General features: G+C 57.8%; 12 protein-coding genes and 1 riboswitch. Of the genes, 7 read left to right on the top strand and 5 right to left on the bottom strand.

Annotated elements, in window-relative coordinates:
* Positions 1-3: 3 nt before the first annotated feature.
* Genes AB4O11_RS15410 through AB4O11_RS15400 form a run of 3 tightly spaced genes read right to left on the bottom strand, consistent with a single transcriptional unit; the run spans position 4 to position 7,650 of the window.
* On the bottom strand, positions 4-5,547 hold the full coding sequence (locus AB4O11_RS15410) for a calcium-binding protein (RefSeq protein WP_460127398.1): 5,544 nt from the start codon (positions 5,545-5,547) through the stop codon (positions 4-6).
* Between the two features lie 2 nt (positions 5,548-5,549).
* The gene (locus AB4O11_RS15405) at positions 5,550-6,404 is read right to left on the bottom strand and encodes a hypothetical protein (protein WP_460127396.1); all 855 of its coding nucleotides are present in this window, start codon (positions 6,402-6,404) and stop codon (positions 5,550-5,552) included.
* A 13-nt stretch (positions 6,405-6,417) separates the two neighbouring features.
* The gene (locus AB4O11_RS15400; protein WP_460090109.1) at positions 6,418-7,650 is read right to left on the bottom strand and encodes a glycosyltransferase family 4 protein; all 1,233 of its coding nucleotides are present in this window, start codon (positions 7,648-7,650) and stop codon (positions 6,418-6,420) included.
* 303 nt (positions 7,651-7,953) lie between these two features.
* Here AB4O11_RS15400 and AB4O11_RS15395 point away from each other — a divergent pair, with 303 nt between their 5' ends.
* The gene (locus tag AB4O11_RS15395) at positions 7,954-13,254 is read left to right on the top strand and encodes an SET domain-containing protein-lysine N-methyltransferase (protein ID WP_460127394.1); all 5,301 of its coding nucleotides are present in this window, start codon (positions 7,954-7,956) and stop codon (positions 13,252-13,254) included.
* A gap of 132 nt (positions 13,255-13,386) precedes the next feature.
* On the opposite strand, the gene AB4O11_RS15390 is transcribed toward AB4O11_RS15395, so the two are convergent.
* Together AB4O11_RS15390 and AB4O11_RS15385 are read right to left on the bottom strand one after the other, a co-directional pair.
* A complete protein-coding gene (locus tag AB4O11_RS15390) occupies positions 13,387-13,794 on the bottom strand; it encodes a hypothetical protein (protein ID WP_460098026.1) in 408 nt (135 codons plus the stop codon).
* A gap of 180 nt (positions 13,795-13,974) precedes the next feature.
* On the bottom strand, positions 13,975-14,238 hold the full coding sequence (locus AB4O11_RS15385) for a hypothetical protein (protein WP_460127392.1): 264 nt from the start codon (positions 14,236-14,238) through the stop codon (positions 13,975-13,977).
* Positions 14,239-14,521: 283 nt separating this feature from the next.
* Positions 14,522-14,622: riboswitch (guanidine-I (ykkC/yxkD leader) on the top strand.
* Positions 14,623-14,685: 63 nt separating this feature from the next.
* On the opposite strand from AB4O11_RS15385, the gene AB4O11_RS15380 reads away from it, so the two are divergent.
* The 6 genes from AB4O11_RS15380 (at position 14,686) to uca (ending at position 22,701) form a co-directional block, all read left to right on the top strand.
* Entirely contained in the window at positions 14,686-15,753 is a 1,068-nt protein-coding gene (locus AB4O11_RS15380) for a putative urea ABC transporter substrate-binding protein (protein WP_460127390.1), read from the top strand.
* A gap of 18 nt (positions 15,754-15,771) precedes the next feature.
* On the top strand, positions 15,772-16,587 hold the full coding sequence (locus AB4O11_RS15375; RefSeq protein WP_460127388.1) for an ABC transporter permease: 816 nt from the start codon (positions 15,772-15,774) through the stop codon (positions 16,585-16,587).
* A complete protein-coding gene (locus AB4O11_RS15370) occupies positions 16,584-17,372 on the top strand; it encodes an ABC transporter ATP-binding protein (RefSeq protein ID WP_460127387.1) in 789 nt (262 codons plus the stop codon). Before AB4O11_RS15375 ends, AB4O11_RS15370 begins: the two co-directional genes overlap by 4 nt.
* 25 nt (positions 17,373-17,397) lie before the next feature.
* Positions 17,398-18,123 carry an urea amidolyase associated protein UAAP1 gene (locus tag AB4O11_RS15365; protein ID WP_095049202.1) on the top strand — a complete coding sequence of 242 codons (726 nt, stop codon included), beginning with the start codon at positions 17,398-17,400 and terminating at the stop codon, positions 18,121-18,123.
* Positions 18,124-18,134: 11 nt separating this feature from the next.
* The gene (locus AB4O11_RS15360; RefSeq protein WP_460127384.1) at positions 18,135-18,776 is read left to right on the top strand and encodes an urea amidolyase associated protein UAAP2; all 642 of its coding nucleotides are present in this window, start codon (positions 18,135-18,137) and stop codon (positions 18,774-18,776) included.
* A gap of 277 nt (positions 18,777-19,053) precedes the next feature.
* Positions 19,054-22,701 (top strand): urea carboxylase, encoded by a 3,648-nt coding sequence (gene uca, locus AB4O11_RS15355; protein ID WP_460127381.1) that lies wholly within the window; start codon positions 19,054-19,056, stop codon positions 22,699-22,701.
* The last annotated feature ends 10 nt before the right edge of the window (positions 22,702-22,711 follow it).

The raw sequence follows: 22,711 nt of genomic DNA, 5'->3' as shown, positions 1-22,711 counted from the left end.
GACTCAGACATTCAGCTCGTAAAACTGAATGATCTCCGTCATCGCCCGCTGCGCTTCTTCGTCGCCCTTTATCAAAATGTCTTCGACATCCCTCAATGGCGGAAGAGGATGCAGACGTTCAGCAATCTGCATCGCGCTGTAGTCTTGAGTCGCTGTTCCTTCGCTGACTCTTATGAAGCCGATAGCGCTTTCGCCTGCGGCAAAATGATTGGAAACCCGGATTTTCGGTGCCATGCCGTAATCCACCACGATCACCAGATCATCGCGCTCACGGTGAAACTTCAAGTTGTCGATCGTCAGCCTGCGTTCGGAAAAGTCGATCCCGTCAAGGCCGTCTCCGCGATTGATGATCACGTCCCTGCCGAGGCCATCGTATCGGTAGATATCATTTCCGGCGCCGCCGGTTAGCGTGTCATTGCCCGGCCCACCCAACAGCAGATCATCACCGGGGCTGCCCGTGAGCACGTCATCCCCTTCCATGCCTCGGATTTCCCCCGCGCCGCTTATCGTGTCGTTGCCTCGACCACCGACTAACGGCAGCGCCCGTCCGTCTCGCAGAGACGTAAAACGCGTTGAATTGTTAACGGTTACACCCGTATGAAAAGTCTCGGGCGCAGGGCCTAGCTGACTTGACTCCAAGAGTTGTTTCAAACTCACGACCGACCCATCGGCGAAATTCAAGAGCTCAATCCCGGCCCCCTCGAGTTCACCATTGAGGGGCAAGACGATGCGAACTTTCTGTATCCCACCCCAATTGATATCGAGTGTCGGATGGAGCATTTTCGCTCTTGGCGGATTGCGGTGTGCCCCGCGACCTGGGTTGGGTTCCAGTTCGACATGTGTGGTTTCTATCAGCGCAGCACCCCAGCTCAATTGCAGTGCATCGCACTGCGCATCTGCTGGAAGGACGACAGTGTCCTGATCGATCAATCCGTACTCGTCTTTCCACCCCGCTGCGCCAACTTCTGCTCGGTGGAAAACAGGGTTCGGCACATCCGCAATCGTGGTAGTTGCTCCGGCGTGCGCTTGCACGATGTAGGTATCGGCACCGTCTTCACCGTAAAGCCAATTATCCCCTGCCCCACTGACCAGATAGTCGGCGCCCTCGGAGCCCAGCAAGGTATCGTCACCTGCACCTGCGGATAAAAACGCGCCCGGTGTTCTGTCGCCGACAGTGCCGTAGTCAAGTGGGGAGCCTGCATAGGCGACAATCAGATCGTCTCCCGCGCCGCCGTGGAAAACGTTTTCCACTTCGACGTTGACTCGCCCGCCGGCATCGTCGCCTGGGACGATTTTGCGTTTGATCGTTTCAGTTGTGACATCCCAGCGAAACGCCTTGCGCACCGTTTCCCCCGAACCGAAGCTTGCTGCCGGATAGATGTACCAGCCCTCAAGCGCGCCGGATTCCTTACGGTCTTCAACCAATACATCTCCCGTATTGAATGAAAAGCCGGTGGCCGAGCCGGATCGATAATAGCGAGGCGCTTGACGTGAAGAGGCTATCGTCCCATCGGCTTTCACCTGTTTATGTTCGACACGGGTTGTGGTTTTCGACTGCCTTTCACTGACCACGGCATGCCCCGCATCAACCTTCATCCATGGCGGCGTTTCAGACAGTGTTCCCGCTTCGACGCTGTCATCGCTCAGCTCGGTGTGAGTGATGTAACCGGTGTCGCTAGTCGTGATATGACTGCGAACCCAGACGCCTTGATCACTCAAGGTGAAACCTGTGGCGTGTTTGCGGGCGGAGCGTCTGGATTTGATTTGCGCGAGGAATTTTTCAGTCCAGTCAACGGAGTGATCAGATGCCACAGGGCGTTGCGCCGCGATGGTTACATCGTCTGGCAGAACCGGGTCATCAACTTTGCTTTGCTGGATTCCTGAGGCGGTTACAACTTCCGGTACAGGTGACTCGAGCACCTTTATCGGCGGCAATGTTTTGCGCAGGACATCCTCATAACCAAGTACAACGCCATCGCTGAAACTGAATGTGGAATCCTTCCACTGCTCGTGACTCTTGATGAGTATCGCGTCGCCCGCGCCATTGGCCAGCCGCAATACCCGGCCTACGGAAACATCAATAATGTCGGCTTTCAAACTTTCCGCAGAGAACCCGGCACCGAACTTGATGACATTACAGCCACCAGAATCGGTGATAACGTCAAGCCCATCACCCACCCCGAAATAGTAAACATCAGCGCCGTCATGGCCCTCCATCACGTCGTTACCGGCCCCGCCATCAAAAACGTTATTGCCGGAATCCCCACGAAGGTGGTCTACCCCCTCCCCGCCCAACAACGTGTCGTTGCCACCACCGCCGAGCAAGGTATCGTTGCCTGAACCACCGTCCAGATAATCTGCGCCATGTTCGGCTTCGGCTGTCTGCGCGTAGTCGCCGGATAAAATGTCATCATCTGCGCCGCCATAAAGCGTGTCGGCGCCCAAGCCTCCCAGAAGGGTATCGTTTCCTTCATCGCCTTGAAGGTAATCATTGTTGATTCCACCTGACTGCAGGTTGGACACATCGCCATCCATCGCGTCAGCTCCTGCCCCGCCGATCAGAGTATCGGAGCCACCCATTCCCTGAAGTGTGTCATCGCCCGCTCCACCATCAAGTAAATCATTACCGTGATAACGAACCGGATGCTCAGCATTGTCCCCGGCCAGCGCGTCGTTACCTTCACCTCCGAACAGCAGATCATCCGCCCCGCCCCCCAAAAGTGTGTCGTCTCCCGCACCACCGTCCAGCAGGTCATTTCCAAAAAAGTGGGCGGCGTCACCGGCAACGCCGTTCAGTACATCGTCATCCCCGTGGAGAGTGTCATTGCCAGAGCCACCATAAATCGCATCGGCTCCACCGTTACCAGCGAGCCAATCATCGCCACTGCCACCGTCCAATACATCGTTGCCATGGTGTTTGCTTTGCAGTCCACCGCCCCAATCGAGGTTGTCTCCCATTAATGTGTCGTTACCACTTCCTCCGGCCAGTGTGTCATCCCCGCCATCCCCTCCAAGAAGATCATCTTCAGTTCCGCCATCAAGCAGATCCTCACCCCATCCACCATTGAGAACATCGCGACCGCCCTGACCGTAGAGAACATCGTTATCGCCCTGCGTCGAACTGTTAAAGGAGGCCTTTGAAAAGACAGTTCGGTGACTGGTGACACCACCGTCTATAAGAACGTCGACGCGTTTGAATCCCCATTTCTGCTCCAGCGCGCCGGTCGTTTCATCCCCTGATAAAACGTCATCTCCCGCACCTCCAATCAGCGTATCCCGATCGTTACCGCCCAGAAGCACGTCCTGGGATGCCGTACCGATGAGCAAATCGTGGCCTGCCCCGCCATCAAGCCAATCACCTCGAGCTGTTTTCCCTTTAACGTCGCCAGCGGCCATGGCCTTTTCGAGCGTCGTCTGTTTATCCCCAAACAACTGATCGTTTCCGTCCTTGCCGAACAATCGGTCTGATCCACCAAGTCCGAGAATGATGTCGTCTTTTGCAGAGCCGTAGAGCACATCGGCCTTGTTTCTCTGTTTTACGTTGGGCAATAGCAAGGCGTTGCCCAACTCATCGTATGAGAACTGATCACCGGGAACATTGGGGTCGATATCTTTCGCTTTCCAGTCGCCCTGGAGAACCAGATCGGGAGCAGAGACCGTATGGTCTTGGTGTTCAGGAAGTCGGATGCCAAGCATCCCGGGGCGGAAGTTCTTGATAACGACGAGGTCGTTCAGGCCATATTTGATGTTGAGGGTGGGTTCAGTGAGTTCTTCGATGAGGGTCAGGGTGATGGCCTGATCCTCGGTCGACCAGATATTGCTCAAAGGGGCGCGACGTTTGAGTGAAGGAATCGGCGAGCCGTTAATCCATAACTGCCCATTTACGTTGGCGTCGAAGATCTCATCGATGCCATCACCGCTGGAAAACTCATAGCGGTCGCTGCCCTCGCCACCGATCAAAGAGTCGTTACCCTTTCCTCCGACCAGAACATCATCACCGGCCATTCCGTACAGCGCATCATTGCCGTCGCCTCCGGCAAGCAAGTCGTTGCCGCGTCCACCCTCGATGACATCGTGACCTGCCAGTCCGTTGATCGTGTCATTGCCCGCGCCGCCATACAGATGATCAGTGTTCGCACCGCCCGCGAAAGACCGCGCACCGTCATCGCCGAACATGACCAGCGGATTCAACACACCGGTGGTCATCGGCGCCTGTTTGGCTGAAGCGAGATCGGAGTAGGAAAACTTCTGCAGCGAGTGTTCTCCAAACGAGCCCTGGGTTCGGGCAATCAACCGGGCCAACATCTGCGCACGATCGGCAAGCCATTGCGCGGTGATGAAACCTTCGCCGGTCAGCGGATCGTAGAGTTCCAGTCCGCGTCCGGGGTAACCGTCATCGCGCTCGATGACGATTTCACTGAGTTGCTTCAGGGAATTGCGCAACGCCGGGCCGATGGATGTCGACTCGCCAGCCAGTTTTGCCCATGAGTTGGCGTTTCCGTATTCACCTATTGATCGGGTGACGATGCTTTGGGACTGCTCCGGTGAAAATGCCGAGAAGAATGCGTAAGCGTTGGTGGCGAAGGTTGCATCGGTGGTAGGTGGCGCTGCTGAATCGCCGTCGTAGGTGCGCTTGAACATGTCGAGGAATTCGTTCTGGCCATAGCGCAATATCAGGTCGACTACGACGGAAACCGGCGTGCCTTTCACTACATGCTGAATCAGCGGATTGAGGCTGCCACTGGCGAGCGCGATATTGATTTGCTCTGGCACGACGGAAAGCAGACTTTGCAATGGATTGACGCCGAAATTGCTGATCGCCGCTCGCAGGCCGACACTGTAGGAATCGATGGCGAACAGAATATTTTTATAGTCATCGAGCCTGTTGGCTTTTGTTTGAGTCGGCGGGCCGCCATCTTCCCCTTGCGCATCACCCGCAGAGATCAATCTCCAGGTTTCATAAGGCGGCGCTCCACCCAACAGGCTGAATCCGACTGTCCCTGACCAGCCGGCGTTATGGCTCACGGCGGTATCCTTCTCTCCGCAAGCCTCACTAAACAGTGCCTTGCCGATCGCACTGGCATCAATCTCTGCAATCTGGCTGATGGATGGAACCGTCCAGGGTGCCAGCCGACCCGCGAGGGATCCGTCGATCAAGGTATTGATGAAATTGGCGGCGACCTGATTCGATGACAGCTGCATCAGGTTTTCACTGAAGATTTTATTCAATCTCAGTTCACCTTGCCGCGAGGTGTAGCCGCGAATCAGGGCGGAGTAGGCACCGTTTCCACCGTTGGCATCAATGGCCACGGCAAGCCAGAGCCTGGCGCTTTTCAGAATTTTTCCCGCTTCATTATCGACAACGGTAACCTCAGAAACTCTTCCGCCAATAATATCGAATAGTGTTTGATACAGGGGAGCGCAGCTAGCCCCTGCTATTCCCAGTGCCTCGTACTCAATTTTTTTTGAGAGAAGCCTCATACCTTTGCAAATATTGGCTGCGTTAAAGATCGCTGTTTTTTCAATATCGCTAAAAACATAAGTCATTGTTACTTCCTTGTAATAACTGAGCGTGAAAGATAATCACTGAGAAACTTGAGCATCTCAGGTGTTTCGCGTAATGACGATAGACCGAGGTCTACGCTGCCGTGCCCCCCAGCAAAGTCAAAGCTATCCAGATTGACAGTGCAGAAAAAGTTCAACTTGCCAAAATCCAGATTTTCCAATTCTGATCTGCTGAACCTTGCCAATTTCTCGTCAGTCAGTTGTTCCTCGGAAGCCGGGCGAATCAAACCGTCACAGCCTATCAACCGAGGGGTGCCATCACGCCGCGGCCAGCCAGTAATGACAAACGTTCTGACGGAATCCACATTCTTGAAATGCGGCGGCGGAGCATCCAGCCAAATCTCTAACCCCGGATAATTAGTCAACTTCACAATCAACTCATCGGGCCAGTTGACGTGTCGATAGCCCCGCTCATGGGGCTCGGCAGTCTCTTTTTTTGTATAAAGCCCGGCGGTCAATTTATAAAGACGCCAACTTTCAGGAGTCGGCTTTACACTCTGATCGTGGTACGACCGTATCTCCGTCCCGGTCCACCAGAAATGCCCCTTGAGCGTATTGGCAAGGCACGCTTTCTTATTCGCCAGTTCAGGCATGCCCACATAAAACTCCGGGACCAGAGTCTTATCCACATAGCTACCGCCCAGTATGGGCACCTGCTTCATGCTCGCCAGCTTCTTTTGGCAGGCCTCCTGATCCGCGTAATAGATTGCCATCGCCGCGGCGACTTGTTCTTCACGGATATAAAAATCCACCACGCAATAACAGGCATAAATAAACAAGCCGTATTTCAACAACTTCTTAAAACATTTAACCCATGGCTTACGCGACATCCGGAGCATTTCAAATCTTCCATTAAAACTGACGAGTAGGCTGTTTCTTGAGATGCCCGAACATCGCGCTTTCAAATACCTCAAAGTAGTGTTTCGTGCCGTACGCCACATCAAATCTGCTCGCCGTCAACTTCGCAGCGCGGCGCAGGCAGTCGTACTCATCAACGGAATCAAGAACCTTGGCAATACGTTTGGCGATACCGTGATGATCGAAGAAATCCACCAGCATTCCATTGTGACCATCGACGATCACCTCCCTTACCGGAGCCGTATCCGACGCTACTACCACACACCCAGCCGCCATCGCCTCCAGTAACGACCACGACATAACAAACGGATACGTCAAATAAACATGAACCTTTGAACAGTCCAGAACTGCCCGATAAGTCTGGTAAGGAAGCTTCCCTGTGAAATGAACGGTGGAATGATCGAAACTTACCTCTGCCTCCATCCTGCTGCGCCAATTTGCATAGCCAACCGGCTTACCCCCATAACTGACGTCATCACCGCCCACTATGATTATCTGCGCATCGGGACACTCAGCTTGAATATGCGGGATCGCTCGCATAAAACTGTGAAACCCGCGATAAGGCTCAAGATTCCTCGCGACATAAGTAACGATCGGCTGCCCGGCTCTCAGTTCGACGCCATTGGGCAACCTGACGGCCCCAGTTTTCGCCAAACTGGAACTTTGAATGACGCCCTCGTGAATAACCCGAATGGCCGACTGATAAGCTGCAGGAAACAGACTGCGCTGCCACCGCGTGGGCGCAATGGCAATGTCACATTGCTCAAGATTCAAAAGATGCAGCGAATTGAGCACTCGCAGCCTTGATGACTCTCTTGTGGCTCGCGGGAATTCAGGGTCGAACCCGGAATCTGCGCCCTGCGCCCGATAGTAATATTCGCAATAGTGAATAAGCGGCGCGTCAGGATAGACATCCTTGACGAACAGCGTTTCCCCCCATCCGGGATGAGCGAGAATCACGTCCGGCCGATAACCCGAATGTTTCAGCCGGCTCAGAATTTCAGAAACCTTCTGTCCATCAGTCACCGCTTGTTCGTAACGGGTCAGGTAGGGGTGAATACCGCCCGGTGCTCGGCTGGCAGCGCGGTATCGATATATTTTCACCCCAGCGATACCCGGCGCCGTATCCCGACCTATCGCCAAAACCTCATAACGCCTGTCAATCGCCGCCAGCACCACATGACGGAACTGGCCCGGAAAGTTTTGGTGAATCACAAGAAGCTTCATAGCGGCATCGTCCTTTTATTCGCCGCTGTTGAACTGAGTTTTGCTCACCTTGATCGGCACGAACAGACGCTAACAAATGCAAGGAAATGAAACTGTAGGAAGTGTCTGGGAATGCCCTAGGAGATGGCTAACGGGGCGACTTTTTCGACGGGCATAAAAAGCGGCGCAGGGCTCATTTGACCTGTACGCAAAGACTCATACTTGGTTTATGGCGTTTATTCACGGAGTGTTTTTACACTCGTGAACGCTGGAAGCGCCAACCTGCGCGCTCCCAAGGATGACTCTTTGACTATGGACAGTCTCATGACGGGCAACACCCTCGTACTCACACCTTCGCAGACTCAACGGCTCTCCCCTGACGATCAATCCACGCCTGGACCTGATGACATCGACTCCCCGGCTACTCCCCTGGCTAACTTGGGTGGGGCGTTGTCCTGGCCCATTCCCCTGAGTGCGGACGAACAACGCCGCTTGCGTCTGATCACCATGAGCCATGCACACCATTTGGGCGACCAGCCGCTGGTGATGCAGATCAAGGGCGGTGTGCTGGAGTTCTTGCGTTATGACCACCCTATTCCCGAGAACGTGACAGACGACCCTGCAAAGATGCTCGACGCGCTGCTCCGCTCCCCGCAAGGGCAACTGATGGGCAAAACGCTGCAACAGAGAATGCAAGGCATCGACAGCGATAGCAGCGTTATGGATTACCTGCTGGCGGGGATCGCACTGCAGATGGATCCTGAGTCGATCACCGCCCCCCTTCGCAACAAGACAGCTGGCTTCGATCTGGCCAGCAATCGACATTGCGGCCGGCATGCATCTGCAGTCATCGATGACCTCGCCGAACACTTAAGCCGTGAAGGCAGAACCAGCGCTGCCCTGGCGAAAACCGGCGCCTACCTTTTGCTAGGCAGGTCGGCACCGCAGTTTCTGATTGCAGACATTCCCCGAAATGTGAAAGTTGGCAGTCTGGCCTGGGCCAACCTGACCATGGCGGCAATGGCCATCGAGGCACAAACACCTGGCAAAGTCCCCGGACTGACGTTTGCCCAAGTCATGAGCAAGGCTGAAAGTGCTCGCCGGGCTGACCCGGCATCGACTCAACGCATTCAGACAGCCGTATTACGCGATTGGGCTGTCACCAACGAAATCATCCTGAAAAGAAACGATGACGCCTACACACACGGACAACTCGAAACGATAAGAGCGACATTTAACCAAGAGCTTGAAGAGCGGCTTGCTGCCGCCAGGATTCTGGACAAAGCATTACCGACACGAAAAGACATTGCCCTGGCCCTGCTGATAGAGCGGTTTAGCGATTTGGGCACGCTTTTCGAAGTCAAGGCTCTCCACACGGATACGTATCGTGGCGAGAGTGGACAGACGGGTTTCAGTGGCATCCATTCGCTTCTGGATTACGCAATGATGGACTTGCCGAATCCGCGTCCACTTGCATCAAGTGATACCCGCCTCCCACTCGAGGCATTGAATAACAACCCGACGTTCGGTGTGCGGGAAGCCTTCGACCGGCAGTTCGCCCGCTCAATTCTGGATAAAAAGGCCGCCGTCAATACAACGATCAGGCACATGATCTCCCTGCTCCCACTAGAAGACAAAAAGAACTTCGGGTTTGGAAAAGTCAGCTTTTTCCAACAAGGTTCATTTGTCTCGGATGGATTTTTCAATCATACCCCTTGCCCCAACGAGCCCGGGCTGCTCATCAGGACGGAGCTGAGCGGCACGTTCCAGGCGTATGAAATCAACATCAATAAAGACACGATTGAACGGACGGCGCTGCACAAGGCAAAGCAACAGGAATCAAGGGAGGCCAACAAATACTTCACGACCAAAGAGCTTGTCCCCCGTGAAGCGGCAAATGAACTGGGTCGCGAGCTCGCTTTAAGCGAATCACTGGTGAGCAGTTTCAGCAGCGCGCGGTCCCGTGCGATTGCCGACGCCTTTGTGCAACATCTGGATCTGGATGACCTCGCAATCAAAGAGCTCGCACGCGGGCAAACCCCCATGGACGAATATTACCGGCCCAAACCGCTGGGTGAGTTTTTGTTGAACTTGATCCCCTTCAGATCCGCCATTGTCAATTTCCAGAAGGGCAACTACGGCGAGGCGGTGTTTGATCTCACCGTGGATGTATTCGGTTTTCTCACGGCGGGCGTCGCCACGGCAGGGAAACTGATCAGAATCGGCAGGACTGCTCTGTCCACCGGCGCCAAGGCATTGAAGACCGCCCATGTCATCGGTGTCGCCACCATTGATGTGCTCAACCCGGTGGGTGGCTTGAGTGATCTGGCCAGACTCGTGGGCACCGGTGGCCTTTATCTGCTATCCAGAGGCGCCAAAGCCGTCAACCGGCTCAGGGGGACCGCCGACAGTTACGATGTCTTGAAAGCGCTCAGCAAACAGTATGACGCGGCGGCAACGGGCACCGTAAAAGTAACTGGCCAGACTGTGGAGGGGGCGGCCGTGCTGAAGAGCGGTCAATGGTATTCATTTGATGCCGACACGATGCGACCTTACGGCAGCCCGCTCGAGGAATTCGCTGTCGCCACCCAGGCGGTCGCCGGAGAAGTGCTCGCTGCACACATCGATGGGTGGGACGAACTGAGCCATACCCTGTTCAGCCGCTACAGTGTGCCCGATTCCAGAATCGCCGGGCTCTCTCGCAACAGCCAAGGGGTGTATGTTGCCGCCGACGGACACCTCTCCCACATACGCCATACCGATGGCAGCGGTACCACGGCGGTGTACGAGGTCAGGCAAGTCACTCGCACGGAAGACGGCGTCGTGCGTGCGCGGGTGTATCACGACAACCGGCAAACCAGTCTGCTGGTCCAGCATCTCCAGGGTGATCAGTGGCAACGACTGGGATTGTTTGGTGGGGGGCAGATCACGGCGGATCACTTGCGGGCCTGGGAGGCGTTGCCGCAAGCGGAACAGAAGAGGCTGACCATTCGGGGCTTTGCGCGACAGAACGGAGTGTCGGCCAAAACCTTTGCGTACTACGTAGAACCCGAGGGGCAATTGAGCGCTGCCGGCTTGCTCATGCGTAACCGACCCGCCAACACCCCTTTCAACAAGGTGACTCATGTACATGTCCGTGATTGGCAAACCATGACACAGCCGGCGCGTGACGCAATGACCATGGAAGGATTTGCCGGCCACCACCACCTTAATCCGATCTCGTTCAAAACTTATGTGCGAGCCGACGGGCTCGGGCCCGCTGGTGAAACGCTGCTGAACAGGACGGCCGGCAGCTCTTACAACGCGATTACCGATGACCATTTACGCACGTGGAAAGGGTTGTTCGAGAAACCGGACAACTCGGTCACACCGCAAGAGTTCATACGTGAACACGGGCTCAGCCCGAACTCTTGGAGACATCACGTTAAAGTTGATGGCACCCTGAAAGATGAGACTGTGCAGCGTCTTGATCAAGCTCGGCAAACGTCCGCCGTGCCTGTCGCTGCCACGCCAGCCCGTCTGCCGGCGCGGGTTCCGGGGGGACTGGAGGAGAAGATCACTGCCGAGCATCTACTGAATTGGGAGGCGGTGTCGCGTAACAGACAGGGGAACACGAGTCGTGCAGACTTTGCCCGGCAACATAACCTGTCCCAGACAACTTTTGAATACTACGTGCAACCTGACGGCCAACTGAGTGCTACGGGCGCCATTGTGCGCAACCGCCCCGCCAATACCCCCTTCAACAAGGTGACCCAAACGCATATCGATCATTGGCAAAACATGACGCAAATAGCGCGTGACGCAATGACCATGGTGGGATTTGCCGGTCATCACCACCTTCATCCGGGGACGTTCAAAAGTTTTGTGCGGCGCAATGGCAGCTTGGGGCCTGCCGGTATAGCGCTATTGAACAGGGCAACGGGCACCGCCTATAACGCGATTACCGATGATCATCTACGCGAGTGGAGCCGGCAATTCGGGCAACCGGATAATTTGGTCACGGCAGCGGAGTTCGTCAGTCAACACGGATTTAGCCCAACCTCTTGGCATGCGCAAGTAAGAGCTAATGGATCTTTACGAGATGCCACTGCGCAGCGTCTCTATCCAGCTGGGCACGACGTCGCTCTACTCGCCTCCGCGCCCCAAAAACCTGATGCAAGTGCGAGCCTGCCGGCTCATTTGCCAAGCCGGCGTAGTGAGTTAATTACTGCTGAGCACTTGTTGGCTTGGGAAGCATTACCGCGAGCAGAACGGCTGTCGCTCACCCGCGAGGGTTTTTCCCGCCAGAAAGGTCTATCCGGCAAAACCTTTGCGTACTACGTGGAGCCTGACGGACAGTTGAGCGCCGCGGGCATGATCGTGCGTGAACGCCCCGCCGGCACACCCGTCAATCAGGTGACCGTTGCGCATATTCATGATTGGCAAGCCATGACACAACCGTTGCGTGATGCAATGACCATGGAGGGATTTGCCGGTCTTCATCACCTTCATCCGGGTTTGTTTAAAAGTATTGTCCGGCAAAATGGAAGCCTGGCACCTGCCGGTGAAGCGATGTTGAACAGGGCGGCAGGCGTTGCTTACAACTCGATTAGAGATGAGCATCTAAGCCAGTGGAAAATGCTCTTCGAGAAGTCGGGCAACACAGTCACAGTAGAAGAATTCGTACGCCAGCACGGATTAAGCCCCAACTCTTGGCGACGACTTGTCAGAGCTAATGGACTCTTAAAAGATACCGCTGTGCGGCGTCTCGAACATGCAGGGAGAAACACCACATTGTCTCCCGCGCCTCAACAAATCGAGACAAGTTCGGGACAAAAGCGGCCAGCACAGGAATCTGTCGACCCGACCCAGCCGAAGAAGTCTGCCGACACACCACAAAACTCAGCACAGGCTCCCCGTCCCTCCTCGGACATCCTGCCTGTCGCAATCAAGGTTGAAACCGGAACGTCCTCGTCATTGCCTCATCAGGTCGACAACACATTGCCAATCCTGCAGGACCCAAAGAACCCCAGGCTCAGTTTGACCGATGCATTAGAGGGGCCGATAGATGACATCCGTATCGCCCACTGGAATGGCCTGCTTGACGGTCTCGATAACGCAAGCAAAAAAAACGTTTCAAGCCAGATCAAGGAATCGATCAAAGACTGGTTGCGTACCGAAGGACAGCATCAATCGCGGTTTGATCAAACTCTGGAAGTGTTCACGGCTCTGGATGACGGTGGACCCAATCGCGGCGCGTCAGTGTGGGCACGACGCGATATTGCCAAATTTGAAGTGCTAGGACCGTACGCAGGCAAGTTTCATGAATCAGATGCGTCGTTGTTTCAGGAGATACGCAAACAAGGTTCACGGGCAGTGCTGACTTACTTGTTCGGCACACGCTCGGGCAATCGCTCGGTGAGTGGGCTGCACACGGGCAATACCCTGAGCCTGATCAATACCTCACAACTGGGCAATGAGCCGGCATGGAAGTCGAACAACGTCATTTCCATTGCCGCGGGAAAAAACCTGACGTTCTACGTGGCGCTAGAGGACATCAGCAAGGGTGATGAATTACTGATGGATTACGGCCTGCTCTATCAGCCCGTACCTGATATAGCGGTTAAACAGGACCCTGGTCGCTGACTGCCAGTTGAGGCGTCAAAGCGCCGACGGCCATTGATCCGTGGGTGTGCTGTACAGTGGCGCCTTAATCCTGACGATATTCCCCGGGCATAAAAAAGCGGCGCTAATTGCGCCGCTTTCATTTGCGTGGATCTACCAGCGGTTGCCACGTCCGTTATGGTCGCCACGCCCGCTGTGTCGGTCGTAGTTGCCGCGACCGCGGTGATCGTTATCCCAACCGCCGCGACGATGGCCATCCCAACGCCCGCGATCGTTGTCGTGCCAGCGACGGCTTTCGTAATAACGTGGAGCCGGCTGGTAGTAACGCGGCGCCGATTGGTAATAGCGCGGTTGCTGGTAATACCGCGGGGCTGGCTGGTAGTAGCGAGGCTGCGCGTAATACCTGCTGCCACCGTTGTAATACGTGCCGCCCGAGTTGTAGTAGGCCGGTGCGGGTGATGTGTAGACCTCTGAGCTGTAATACGAGTCGGCGTAGGAGTACGGGACGCAACCGGCAACGGAAAACATCATCGCAGCAAGTAGAAGAATTCGTCTATACATGGCGGCCTCCTGGACCGCGGGTTGGCCACACCAGCGACGCTGGCAGGCGACAGTCATTTAATCGGTGACTGTCGAAAAATCAGACAGCGTTTTCGGCATCTGGTGCGTTCCTGCAACAAGTTGAAACAAGTGATTGATGAAATCCTGTTCATTTGGAAAACGCTGTCATTCAGCCGCTGATCAATGGTGGCCACCGTGATATCCGCCGCCGTGATAACCCCGTCCGTAACCGCCTCGATAGCCGTAGCCACCGTGGTAATAACGCGCGCCGCCGTAGTAGCGCGGAGCGTAATAACCACCGTAGGAATAAGGCGAGTAATAGCCGGGATAGTAGTAGGTAGACGGATAAGCATCGTAGGGTCCGGGGTAGTAATAACAACCAGACAGACCCAAACCGAGCACCGCTCCCAGCAGCACCCTTCGCAATGTTTTTTGAATAAGCATGGCGGCCTCCTGAAAGACCTGCGACAGCAGTCGGCACAGACCGGCTGACATCTGTTTTGACTGGCGAAATCATGCCGAGTGCCAACAGCGCAAAACCATCGGATCAGCGGCAAACACGCTGCATCACGGTGCAGCCGCGCACCAACACAAAGCGCCTCAGCGCCCTCGCCGCCAATCCTAAGCAACCCGCGCGCCCGTGCCAGAGCGCCTGACGCGACTTGGCACGCGTCTCGCTTTAGCAAACCCGTGCAGGAGTCATCACAGGTTCGCGGCACCACAATTTGCAATGGCTGACTAGGGTTCCGGCTCGCAATCGCGAGTGGCTGGTCCGAGAGTTGGCGACCTCCAGTTGAGGTTACACGGCGGGACAAAAGCCCGGGAGACAAGCCACCGTTCGCGGTGCCGCGTTGCCTTCCTGTCCGCCCTTGATCAACTGGAGAATCCACCATGACCCGACTACGTTTGCCCGCCCTGCTCGCCGCCGCCTTCGCCGCGCTCATCAGCAGCCAATCCTTCGCCGCACAGAAAGACCATTTCAGCGTCTGCTGGACGATTTACGCCGGCTGGATGCCCTGGGAATACGCCGGCAGCCAAGGCATAGTCGACAAATGGGCGAAGAAGTACGGGATCAAGATCGACGTCGTGCAACTCAACGACTACGTCGAATCGATCAACCAGTACACCGCCGGCCAGTTCGACGGCTGCACCATGACCAACATGGATGCGCTGACCATTCCGGCCGCCGGCGGTGTCGACAGCACCGCGCTGATCGTCAGCGATTTCTCAAACGGCAACGACGGCATCGTCCTCAAGGGCGACGGCAAAAAAGTCGCCGACCTCAAGGGCATGGACGTCAATCTGGTCGAACTATCGGTCTCGCACTACCTGCTGGCCCGCGCGCTGGACTCGGTCGATCTGACCGAAAAAGACCTGAAAGTGGTCAACACTTCCGACGCCGATATCTCCGCCGCTTTCAACACCGAACAGGTCAACGCCGTCACTACCTGGAACCCGATGCTCTCGGACATCAAGGCCAAACCGGGGGTGACCGAAGTGTTCAACTCCAGCCAGATTCCCGGCGAGATCATGGACATGATGGTGGTCAACAGCGCCACGCTCAAAGACAACCCGGCGCTGGGCAAAGCACTGACCGGCGCGTGGTTCGAAGTGGTCGAGCTGATGAACGCCAAGAACGCCGCGAGCAAGACTGCGCTGGAGCACATGGCCAAGGCCTCGGGCACCGATCTGGCCGGATTCCAGGCGCAACTCGACACCACCAAACTGTTCGCCACCCCGAGCGAAGCGCTGAACTTCGCCACCAGCAAACAACTGCCGGAAACCATGCGCAAGGTCGCCGAGTTCTCGTTCCAGCACGGCTTGCTCGGCGAAGGCGCGAAAGACACCAGCGCGGTCGGCATGGCCTTCGCCAACGGCGTGACCAGTGGCGATACCGGCAATCTCAAGCTGCGTTTCGATCCGACCTACGTGCAGATGGCCGCCGACGCCAAGCTGTAAGCCACGGAGGATTTGGCCATGCGCCTGATCAATCGCCACCCGGATCGCCCGAGTCGCCTGTTGCTGGTGATCCTGCCGTTCGCTCTGGTGCTGTTTGCCTACTTCATGGGCTCGGCCGAGCGCCTGGCGGACAACCCCAACGACAAACTGCTGCCGAGCGCCGTACAGATGACCGACGCGGTCAAACGCCTGGCCTTCAATGCCGACAGTCGCACCGGTGACTACCTGTTATGGCAGGACACGGCTTCCAGCCTGCGGCGTCTGGCCATCGGCCTTGGCATCGCCGCGCTGGCCGGGCTGTGCCTGGGCATCGCTGCCGGCACGTTGCCGCTGTTCGGTGCGCCGTTGTCGTCGCTGCTGACAGTGCTGTCGATGGTGCCACCGCTGGCGATCCTGCCCATTCTGTTCATCGTGTTCGGTCTGGGCGAGTTGTCGAAGGTCATGCTGATCGTGATCGGCATCACCCCGGCGCTCGCTCGCGACCTTGAACAGCGTGCGCGGGAAATCCCCGTCGAACTGCTGATCAAAGCGCAGACCCTCGGTGCCTCGACCTGGACACTGATGCTGCGCGTAGTGCTGCCGCAGCTGTTACCGCGTTTGTTGATCTCGTTGCGGCTGATGCTCGGTTCGGCGTGGTTGTTCCTGATTGCCGCCGAAGCGATCGCCTCCACCGACGGCCTCGGCTACCGGATTTTTCTGGTCCGGCGTTATCTGGCGATGGACGTGATCCTGCCGTATGTGGTGTGGATCACCCTCCTCGCCTGGCTGATGGATTGGGGCCTGAAGTACCTGACCCGTCGCGCATTCCCTTGGTATGAGGGGGCGGCCAAATGAGCTTCATCACCGTGAAAAACGTCTGGCAGCAATACGCCGACCAGGTGGTGCTGGAAGGCCTGAACCTGAGCGTCAACGAGGGCGAGTTCTGCACCTTGGTCGGCGCGTCCGGTTGCGGCAAATCGACCTTCCTGCGTCTGCTGCTCGGCCAGGAAACGGCGAGTCGCGGCGAGATTCTGCTCGACGGCCAAACGCTCGCCAGCGAGCCGGATGCCAGCCGTGGCGTGGTGTTCCAGCGCTACTCGGTATTCCCGCATTTGAGCGTGCTCGACAACGTCGCCCTCGGCCTCGAACTGCCGCGTGCGCCATTGCTCGGTCGGCTGTTCGGCAGCGCCAAACGTGAAGCTCGCGAACAAGCGGCAGCATTGCTGAATAAAGTTGGCCTCGGCCATGCGCTGGACAAGTACCCGGCGCAGCTGTCCGGCGGTATGCAGCAACGGCTGGCGATTGCCCAGGCACTGATCATGAAACCGCGCGTGCTGCTGCTCGACGAACCGTTCGGCGCGCTCGATCCGGGCATCCGCAAAGACATGCACGCCTTGCTGCTGGAGCTGTGGCGCGAAACCAAACTGACGGTGTTCATGGTCACCCATGACCTGTCCGAAGGCTTCAGCCTCGGCACGCGTCTGCTGGTGTTCGACAAGGTTCGCCTCGACCCGCACGCCCCCGGCGCCTATGGCGCGCGCATCACCTACGACATCCCTTTGAACAGCGACCGCCGCGCCCAACGCGCCGCCGTCGACGCCCTGCCGTTGCCACTGGCAGGTGCCCTTCGCACCGCTTGAGAGGACTGCTCCGATGAATAAGCCGATGACTGATTCGACCCAACTGTTCCCACCTTTCGCCGAAGAAATGCTTCCCGGCGGCGGCCATCGCTCTTTCGTGTTGAAGCGCGGTCAATTGCTGCGCCTGACCGACCTGCGCGGCGGCGCCAACGTCAGCCTGACCCTGCTCAACGCCAATGAAAAAACCGAACGGCTGAACCTGCCCGACAGCCTCAAATGTCAACACACCGCCAAGCTCACCAGCGGCCATTGCCTGTACTCGGACATGGGCCGCGTCCTCGCCGCGATCACCGCCGACACCTGCGGCTGGAGCGACAGCCTCGGCGGCGTGCTCTGCGCCGAAGAAGTCGCGCAGAAGTACGGTCAGGGCCGCTATCAGGAACTGCGCAACGGCTTCTTCCGCAACGGTACCGACAACCTGCTGGTGGAACTCGGCAAGTGGGGCCTGGGCCTCTCCGACCTGTTGATGACGCTCAATCTGTTCAGTCGCGTCAACGTCGACGAGGCCGGGCGTTTCCACTTCGTCGAAGGCAATTCCAAGGCCGGCGATTACATCGAACTGTACGCGCCGATGGACACGCTGGTGGTGCTCACTGCGCTGCAGCACCCGATGGATCCGGCGCCGGAATACGCACCGAAACCACTGAAGCTGAGCTGGATGAACGCTGACGCCAGCGTCGCCGAACACTGCCGCACCTCGCGCCCGGAAAATGAGCGCGGCTTTATCAACACCGACCGTTTGTTCGCCTGAGGATCGCTGCCATGTCAGTTGCTATCGCCACTTCGCAAAACCAACCCGACACAGCGGTGTACCGCGCCACGATCCCGGCCGGTGAACCCTGGCTGATGGAGGTCAAGGCCGGCCAGACCTTGCGCATCCTTGATCTGGAAGGTAATCAGGCCGTCGATACGTTGTTCTACAGCCTTGCCAATCCGAAGGAACGCTACGACGTGCAGCGCACCGTGCGTCGGCAGAACAGCGTCTACCTGAGCACCGGCAGCGTGCTGTATTCCAACCTCGGCCACGCGATGCTGACCATCGTCGCCGACACTTGCGGACGCCACGACACCCTCGGCGGTGCCTGTGCACAAGAGAGCAACACCGTGCGCTACGCCCTGGAAAAACGCTACATGCACAGCTGCCGCGACAACTACCTGCGCGCTTGTGCCCATGATGGGCGACTGGGCAAAAGCGACATCGGGCCGAACATCAATTTCTTCATGAATGTGCCGGTGACGGCGGATGGCGGGCTGACCTTCGAGGACGGGATTTCGGCGCCGGGCAAGTACGTCGATTTGCGCGCGGAGATGGATGTGATCGTGCTGATTTCCAACTGCCCGCAGTTGAACAACCCCTGCAACGCCTATAACCCGACACCTGCGGAGCTGCTGGTATGGAACTGACTATCCGCCGTTTACGCCGTTGGCTTTTCGCACTGTGCCAGGCGCGTTCCGGGCAGTGCCTGAAAAAGTGAAACCACCACAGACCCAATTGTAGGAGTGAGCCTGCTCGCGATAGCGGTGGGTCAGACACATCAGTTTTGACTGATCCGACGCTATCGCGAGCAGGCTCACTCCTACAAGGGATCGGTGGTGATCTGAAGTGTTTTTTCATCCGGGACGGCCCGGATGTCTGTCGAAAAACGGCGGGACGGCCCGCTTCCCCTTCAAGGGTTATGCCATGTTCGAAAAAGTCCTCATCGCCAACCGTGGCGCCATCGCCTGCCGCATCCTGCGCACCCTCGCTTCACTGCAGGTCAAAGGCGTGGCCGTGTATTCCGAAGCCGACGCCGCCAGCCTGCACATTCTGCACGCCGATGAAGCGCACAGCCTCGGTGAAGGCGCCGCTGCCGGCACGTATCTGGCGGTCGACAAAATTCTCGCCATCGCCAAGCAAAGCGGCGCCACGGCGATCCATCCCGGTTACGGGTTTCTCTCGGAGAACGCCGCGTTCGCCGAAGCCTGCGCAGCGCACAACATCGCTTTCATCGGCCCGACGCCGGAACAACTGCGCGTATTCGGCCTCAAGCACACCGCCCGTGCGCTGGCCAAACAGCACGGCGTGCCCATGCTCGAAGGCACCGAACTGCTCGACAGCCTCGACGCCGCGCTGATTGCCGGCGAACAGGTCGGCTACCCGGTGATGCTGAAAAGCACCGCCGGCGGTGGCGGCATCGGCATGCGCGTGTGCCGCAGCGCCAGTGAATTGAGCGAATCCTTCGAAGCGGTAAAACGTCTCGGCCAGAACAACTTTAGCGACGCTGGCGTGTTCATCGAGAAGTACATCCAGCGCGCCCGCCATCTGGAGGTTCAGGTGTTCGGTGACGGTCGCGGTGAAGTCATCGCCCTCGGCGTGCGCGACTGCTCGGTGCAGCGGCGCAATCAGAAAGTCCTCGAAGAAACCCCGGCGCCGAACCTGCCGGACGGAATGGCCGAAGAGCTGTGCGCAGCGGCGATCAAGCTGGCGAAAGCGGTGAACTACCGCAGCGCCGGAACCGTGGAATTCGTCTTCGACAGCGAGGCGCAGCGTTTTTACTTTCTCGAAGTGAACACGCGTTTGCAGGTCGAGCACGGCGTCACTGAACAAGTCTGGGGCGTCGATCTGGTGCGCTGGATGGTTGAGCTGGCGGCGGGTGAGCTGCCGCCGCTGAGCGAACTCATATGTGGTTTGCAACCCGAGGGCCATGCGATTCAGGCGCGGTTGTATGCGGAAGATCCGGGGCGCGATTTCCAGCCGAGCCCGGGCCTGCTGACGGCGGTGGAGTTTCCGCCGGCCAACGGCATTCAACTGCGCATCGATACCTGGGTCGAGGCCGGTTGCGAGATCCCGCCGTACTTCGACCCGATGATCGCCAAGGTCATCACCTGGGCGCCGACTCGCGAACAGGCGCGCGCCGAGCTGCATAAAGCGCTGGGCGAAAGTCTGTTGTACGGTGTGGAAACCAACCGTGATTACCTGCGGCAGATTTTGCTCGACACGCCATTCGCCAGCGGTGAGCCGTGGACCCGTTGTCTGGAAGGTCTGATCTATCGCGCCAACACTTTCGAAGTGCTCAGCGCCGGCACGCAAACCAGTGTGCAGGACTATCCCGGCCGCCTCGGTTACTGGGCGGTCGGCGTGCCGCCATCGGGGCCGATGGACAGCCGTGCATTGCGTCTGGGCAATCGCTTGCTCGGCAATCCTGAAGGTGCGGCGGCGCTGGAAATCACCATGAGCGGACCTTTGCTGCGCTTCAATTGTGCGGCGGTGGTCGCGGTGACGGGGGCGCCGATTGGCCTGACACTTGAGGGGGAAAGCGTGCCGATGAACACCACGTTGCTGATCCCCGCTGGCGCGACGTTGCATCTGGGCAGCATCAGCGGCGCCGGGGCACGCAGTTATCTGTGTCTGCGCGGTGGCTTGCAGGTGCCGGATTACCTGGGCAGCAAAAGTACTTTCACTCTGGGTCAGTTTGGTGGACACGGTGGTCGGGCGTTGCGTGCCGGGGACGTGTTGCATATCGCTGCGCTGAAGGATCGCAGTGCGGGTCAGCAACTGGCCGAGCAGCACATCACCGCGTTGCCGGCGGTGCGGCAGATTCGGGTGATTTACGGCCCGCACGCGGCACCGGAATACTTCACTGAAAACTACATCAGCACTTTTTTTCAAACTCAGTGGGAAGTGCATTTCAACTCCAGCCGCACCGGTGTCCGGCTGATCGGGCCGAAGCCGGAATGGGTGCGGGCCGACGGTGGCGAGGCGGGGTTGCATCCGTCGAACATTCACGACAATCCGTATGCCATTGGCGCGGTGGATTTCACCGGGGATATGCCGGTGATCCTCGGCCCGGATGGCCCGAGCCTTGGCGGATTCGTGTGCCCGGTGACGGTGATCGAAGCGGATCTTTGGCAGCTTGGGCAGCTCAAGGCGGGCGATAAAATCCAGTTCATTCCTGTCGGCCTCACTGACGCCCGCGATCTCGCCTTGAAATGGGATCTCCCCTGTGGGAGCGAGCTTGCTCGCGAAAAGGCCGTGTCAGTCAACATTGATGTGTCTGACACACCGCATTCGCGAGCAAGCTCGCTCCCACAGGGTTTGATGTCACCTGTAGTGCTGGATTTGGGTCAGGGGGATCGGCGGCTTGTTGCACGGGTCTCCGGGGATACTCATCTGTTGCTGGAAATCGGCGAGCCGGAACTCAATCTGGTTCTGCGCTTCCGCGCCCACGCCCTGATGCAGGCACTGGAAAACAAAACCCTGCACAGCGTGATCGACCTCACCCCCGGCATTCGCTCGCTGCAAATCCACTACCAGCCCGAGCAACTGCCGCTGGCCGATCTGCTCGGCATCATCGCTGGCGAGTGGGACGCGGTGTGCGCCGCCAACGACCTGCAAGTGCCGTCGCGCATCGTGCATTTGCCGCTGTCGTGGGACGACCCGGCTTGCCAGTTGGCCATCGAGAAATACATGACCACCGTGCGTAAGGACGCGCCGTGGTGCCCGAGCAATCTGGAGTTCATCCGGCGCATCAACGACCTGCCGAATCTCGACGAAGTACAGCGCACGGTGTTCGATGCCAGCTATCTGGTAATGGGTCTTGGCGATGTTTACCTCGGTGCTCCGGTAGCCACGCCGCTGGATCCGCGCCATCGTTTGGTGACGACCAAATACAACCCGGCACGCACCTGGACCGCTGAAAACTCGGTGGGCATCGGCGGCGCCTACATGTGTGTGTACGGCATGGAAGGCCCCGGCGGTTATCAGTTTGTCGGGCGCACTCTGCAGATGTGGAATCGCTACCGCGAAGTCGCCGCGTTCGATGGCAAACCGTGGCTGCTGCGCTTCTTCGATCAGATTCGTTTCTACCCGGTCAGCGCCGAAGAACTGCTGCGCATCCGCCGTGATTTTCCGCTGGGGCGCTTCGATCCCAACATCGAACACAGCCAGCTCAACCTTGCCGATTATCAGGCTTTTCTCAATCGCGAAGCCGAAGGCATCAGTGCCTTTCGTGCCCAGCAACAGGGTGCCTTCAACGCCGAACGCGAACGCTGGATCGCCAGCGGTCAGGCGCATTTCGACAGCGAAGAAGCCGTGCCGGAATCGACCGAGGATGCGCCACTGGCCGACGGTGAACACAGCGTCGACAGCCACATTGCCGGCAATCTCTGGCAGGTGCAGGTCGAGGCCGGCAGCCGTGTCGCGGCGGGCGATGTGCTGGTGATTCTCGAGTCGATGAAGATGGAGATCCCGGTACTCGCGCCGCTGGCCGGGGTGGTGCGCGAGATCCGCGTGCAGCCCGGTTCGGCGGTGCGTGCCGGACAACGGGTCGTGGTGCTGGAACTCGACTGAAGCCAATTGG

It is taken from the genome of Pseudomonas sp. H1_D05, from assembly GCF_054682705.1.
Note: the sequence above shows the minus strand (reverse complement) of the source record. Positions and strands in the feature narration are given on the sequence as shown.

Excerpts from the sequence above, each read along its gene's own strand:
- AB4O11_RS15405 (WP_460127396.1), bottom strand. The coding sequence starts at position 6,404 with ATGCTCCGGATGTCGCGTAAGCCATGGGTTAAATGTTTTAAGAAGTTG.
- AB4O11_RS15365 (WP_095049202.1), top strand. The coding sequence starts at position 17,398 with ATGACTGATTCGACCCAACTGTTCCCACCTTTCGCCGAAGAAATGCTT.
- uca (WP_460127381.1), top strand. The coding sequence starts at position 19,054 with ATGTTCGAAAAAGTCCTCATCGCCAACCGTGGCGCCATCGCCTGCCGC.
- AB4O11_RS15380 (WP_460127390.1), top strand. The coding sequence starts at position 14,686 with ATGACCCGACTACGTTTGCCCGCCCTGCTCGCCGCCGCCTTCGCCGCG.
- AB4O11_RS15360 (WP_460127384.1), top strand. The coding sequence starts at position 18,135 with ATGTCAGTTGCTATCGCCACTTCGCAAAACCAACCCGACACAGCGGTG.
- AB4O11_RS15410 (WP_460127398.1), bottom strand. The coding sequence starts at position 5,547 with ATGACTTATGTTTTTAGCGATATTGAAAAAACAGCGATCTTTAACGCA.
- AB4O11_RS15370 (WP_460127387.1), top strand. The coding sequence starts at position 16,584 with ATGAGCTTCATCACCGTGAAAAACGTCTGGCAGCAATACGCCGACCAG.
- AB4O11_RS15395 (WP_460127394.1), top strand. The coding sequence starts at position 7,954 with ATGACGGGCAACACCCTCGTACTCACACCTTCGCAGACTCAACGGCTC.
- AB4O11_RS15400 (WP_460090109.1), bottom strand. The coding sequence starts at position 7,650 with ATGAAGCTTCTTGTGATTCACCAAAACTTTCCGGGCCAGTTCCGTCAT.
- AB4O11_RS15375 (WP_460127388.1), top strand. The coding sequence starts at position 15,772 with ATGCGCCTGATCAATCGCCACCCGGATCGCCCGAGTCGCCTGTTGCTG.
- AB4O11_RS15390 (WP_460098026.1), bottom strand. The coding sequence starts at position 13,794 with ATGTATAGACGAATTCTTCTACTTGCTGCGATGATGTTTTCCGTTGCC.
- AB4O11_RS15385 (WP_460127392.1), bottom strand. The coding sequence starts at position 14,238 with ATGCTTATTCAAAAAACATTGCGAAGGGTGCTGCTGGGAGCGGTGCTC.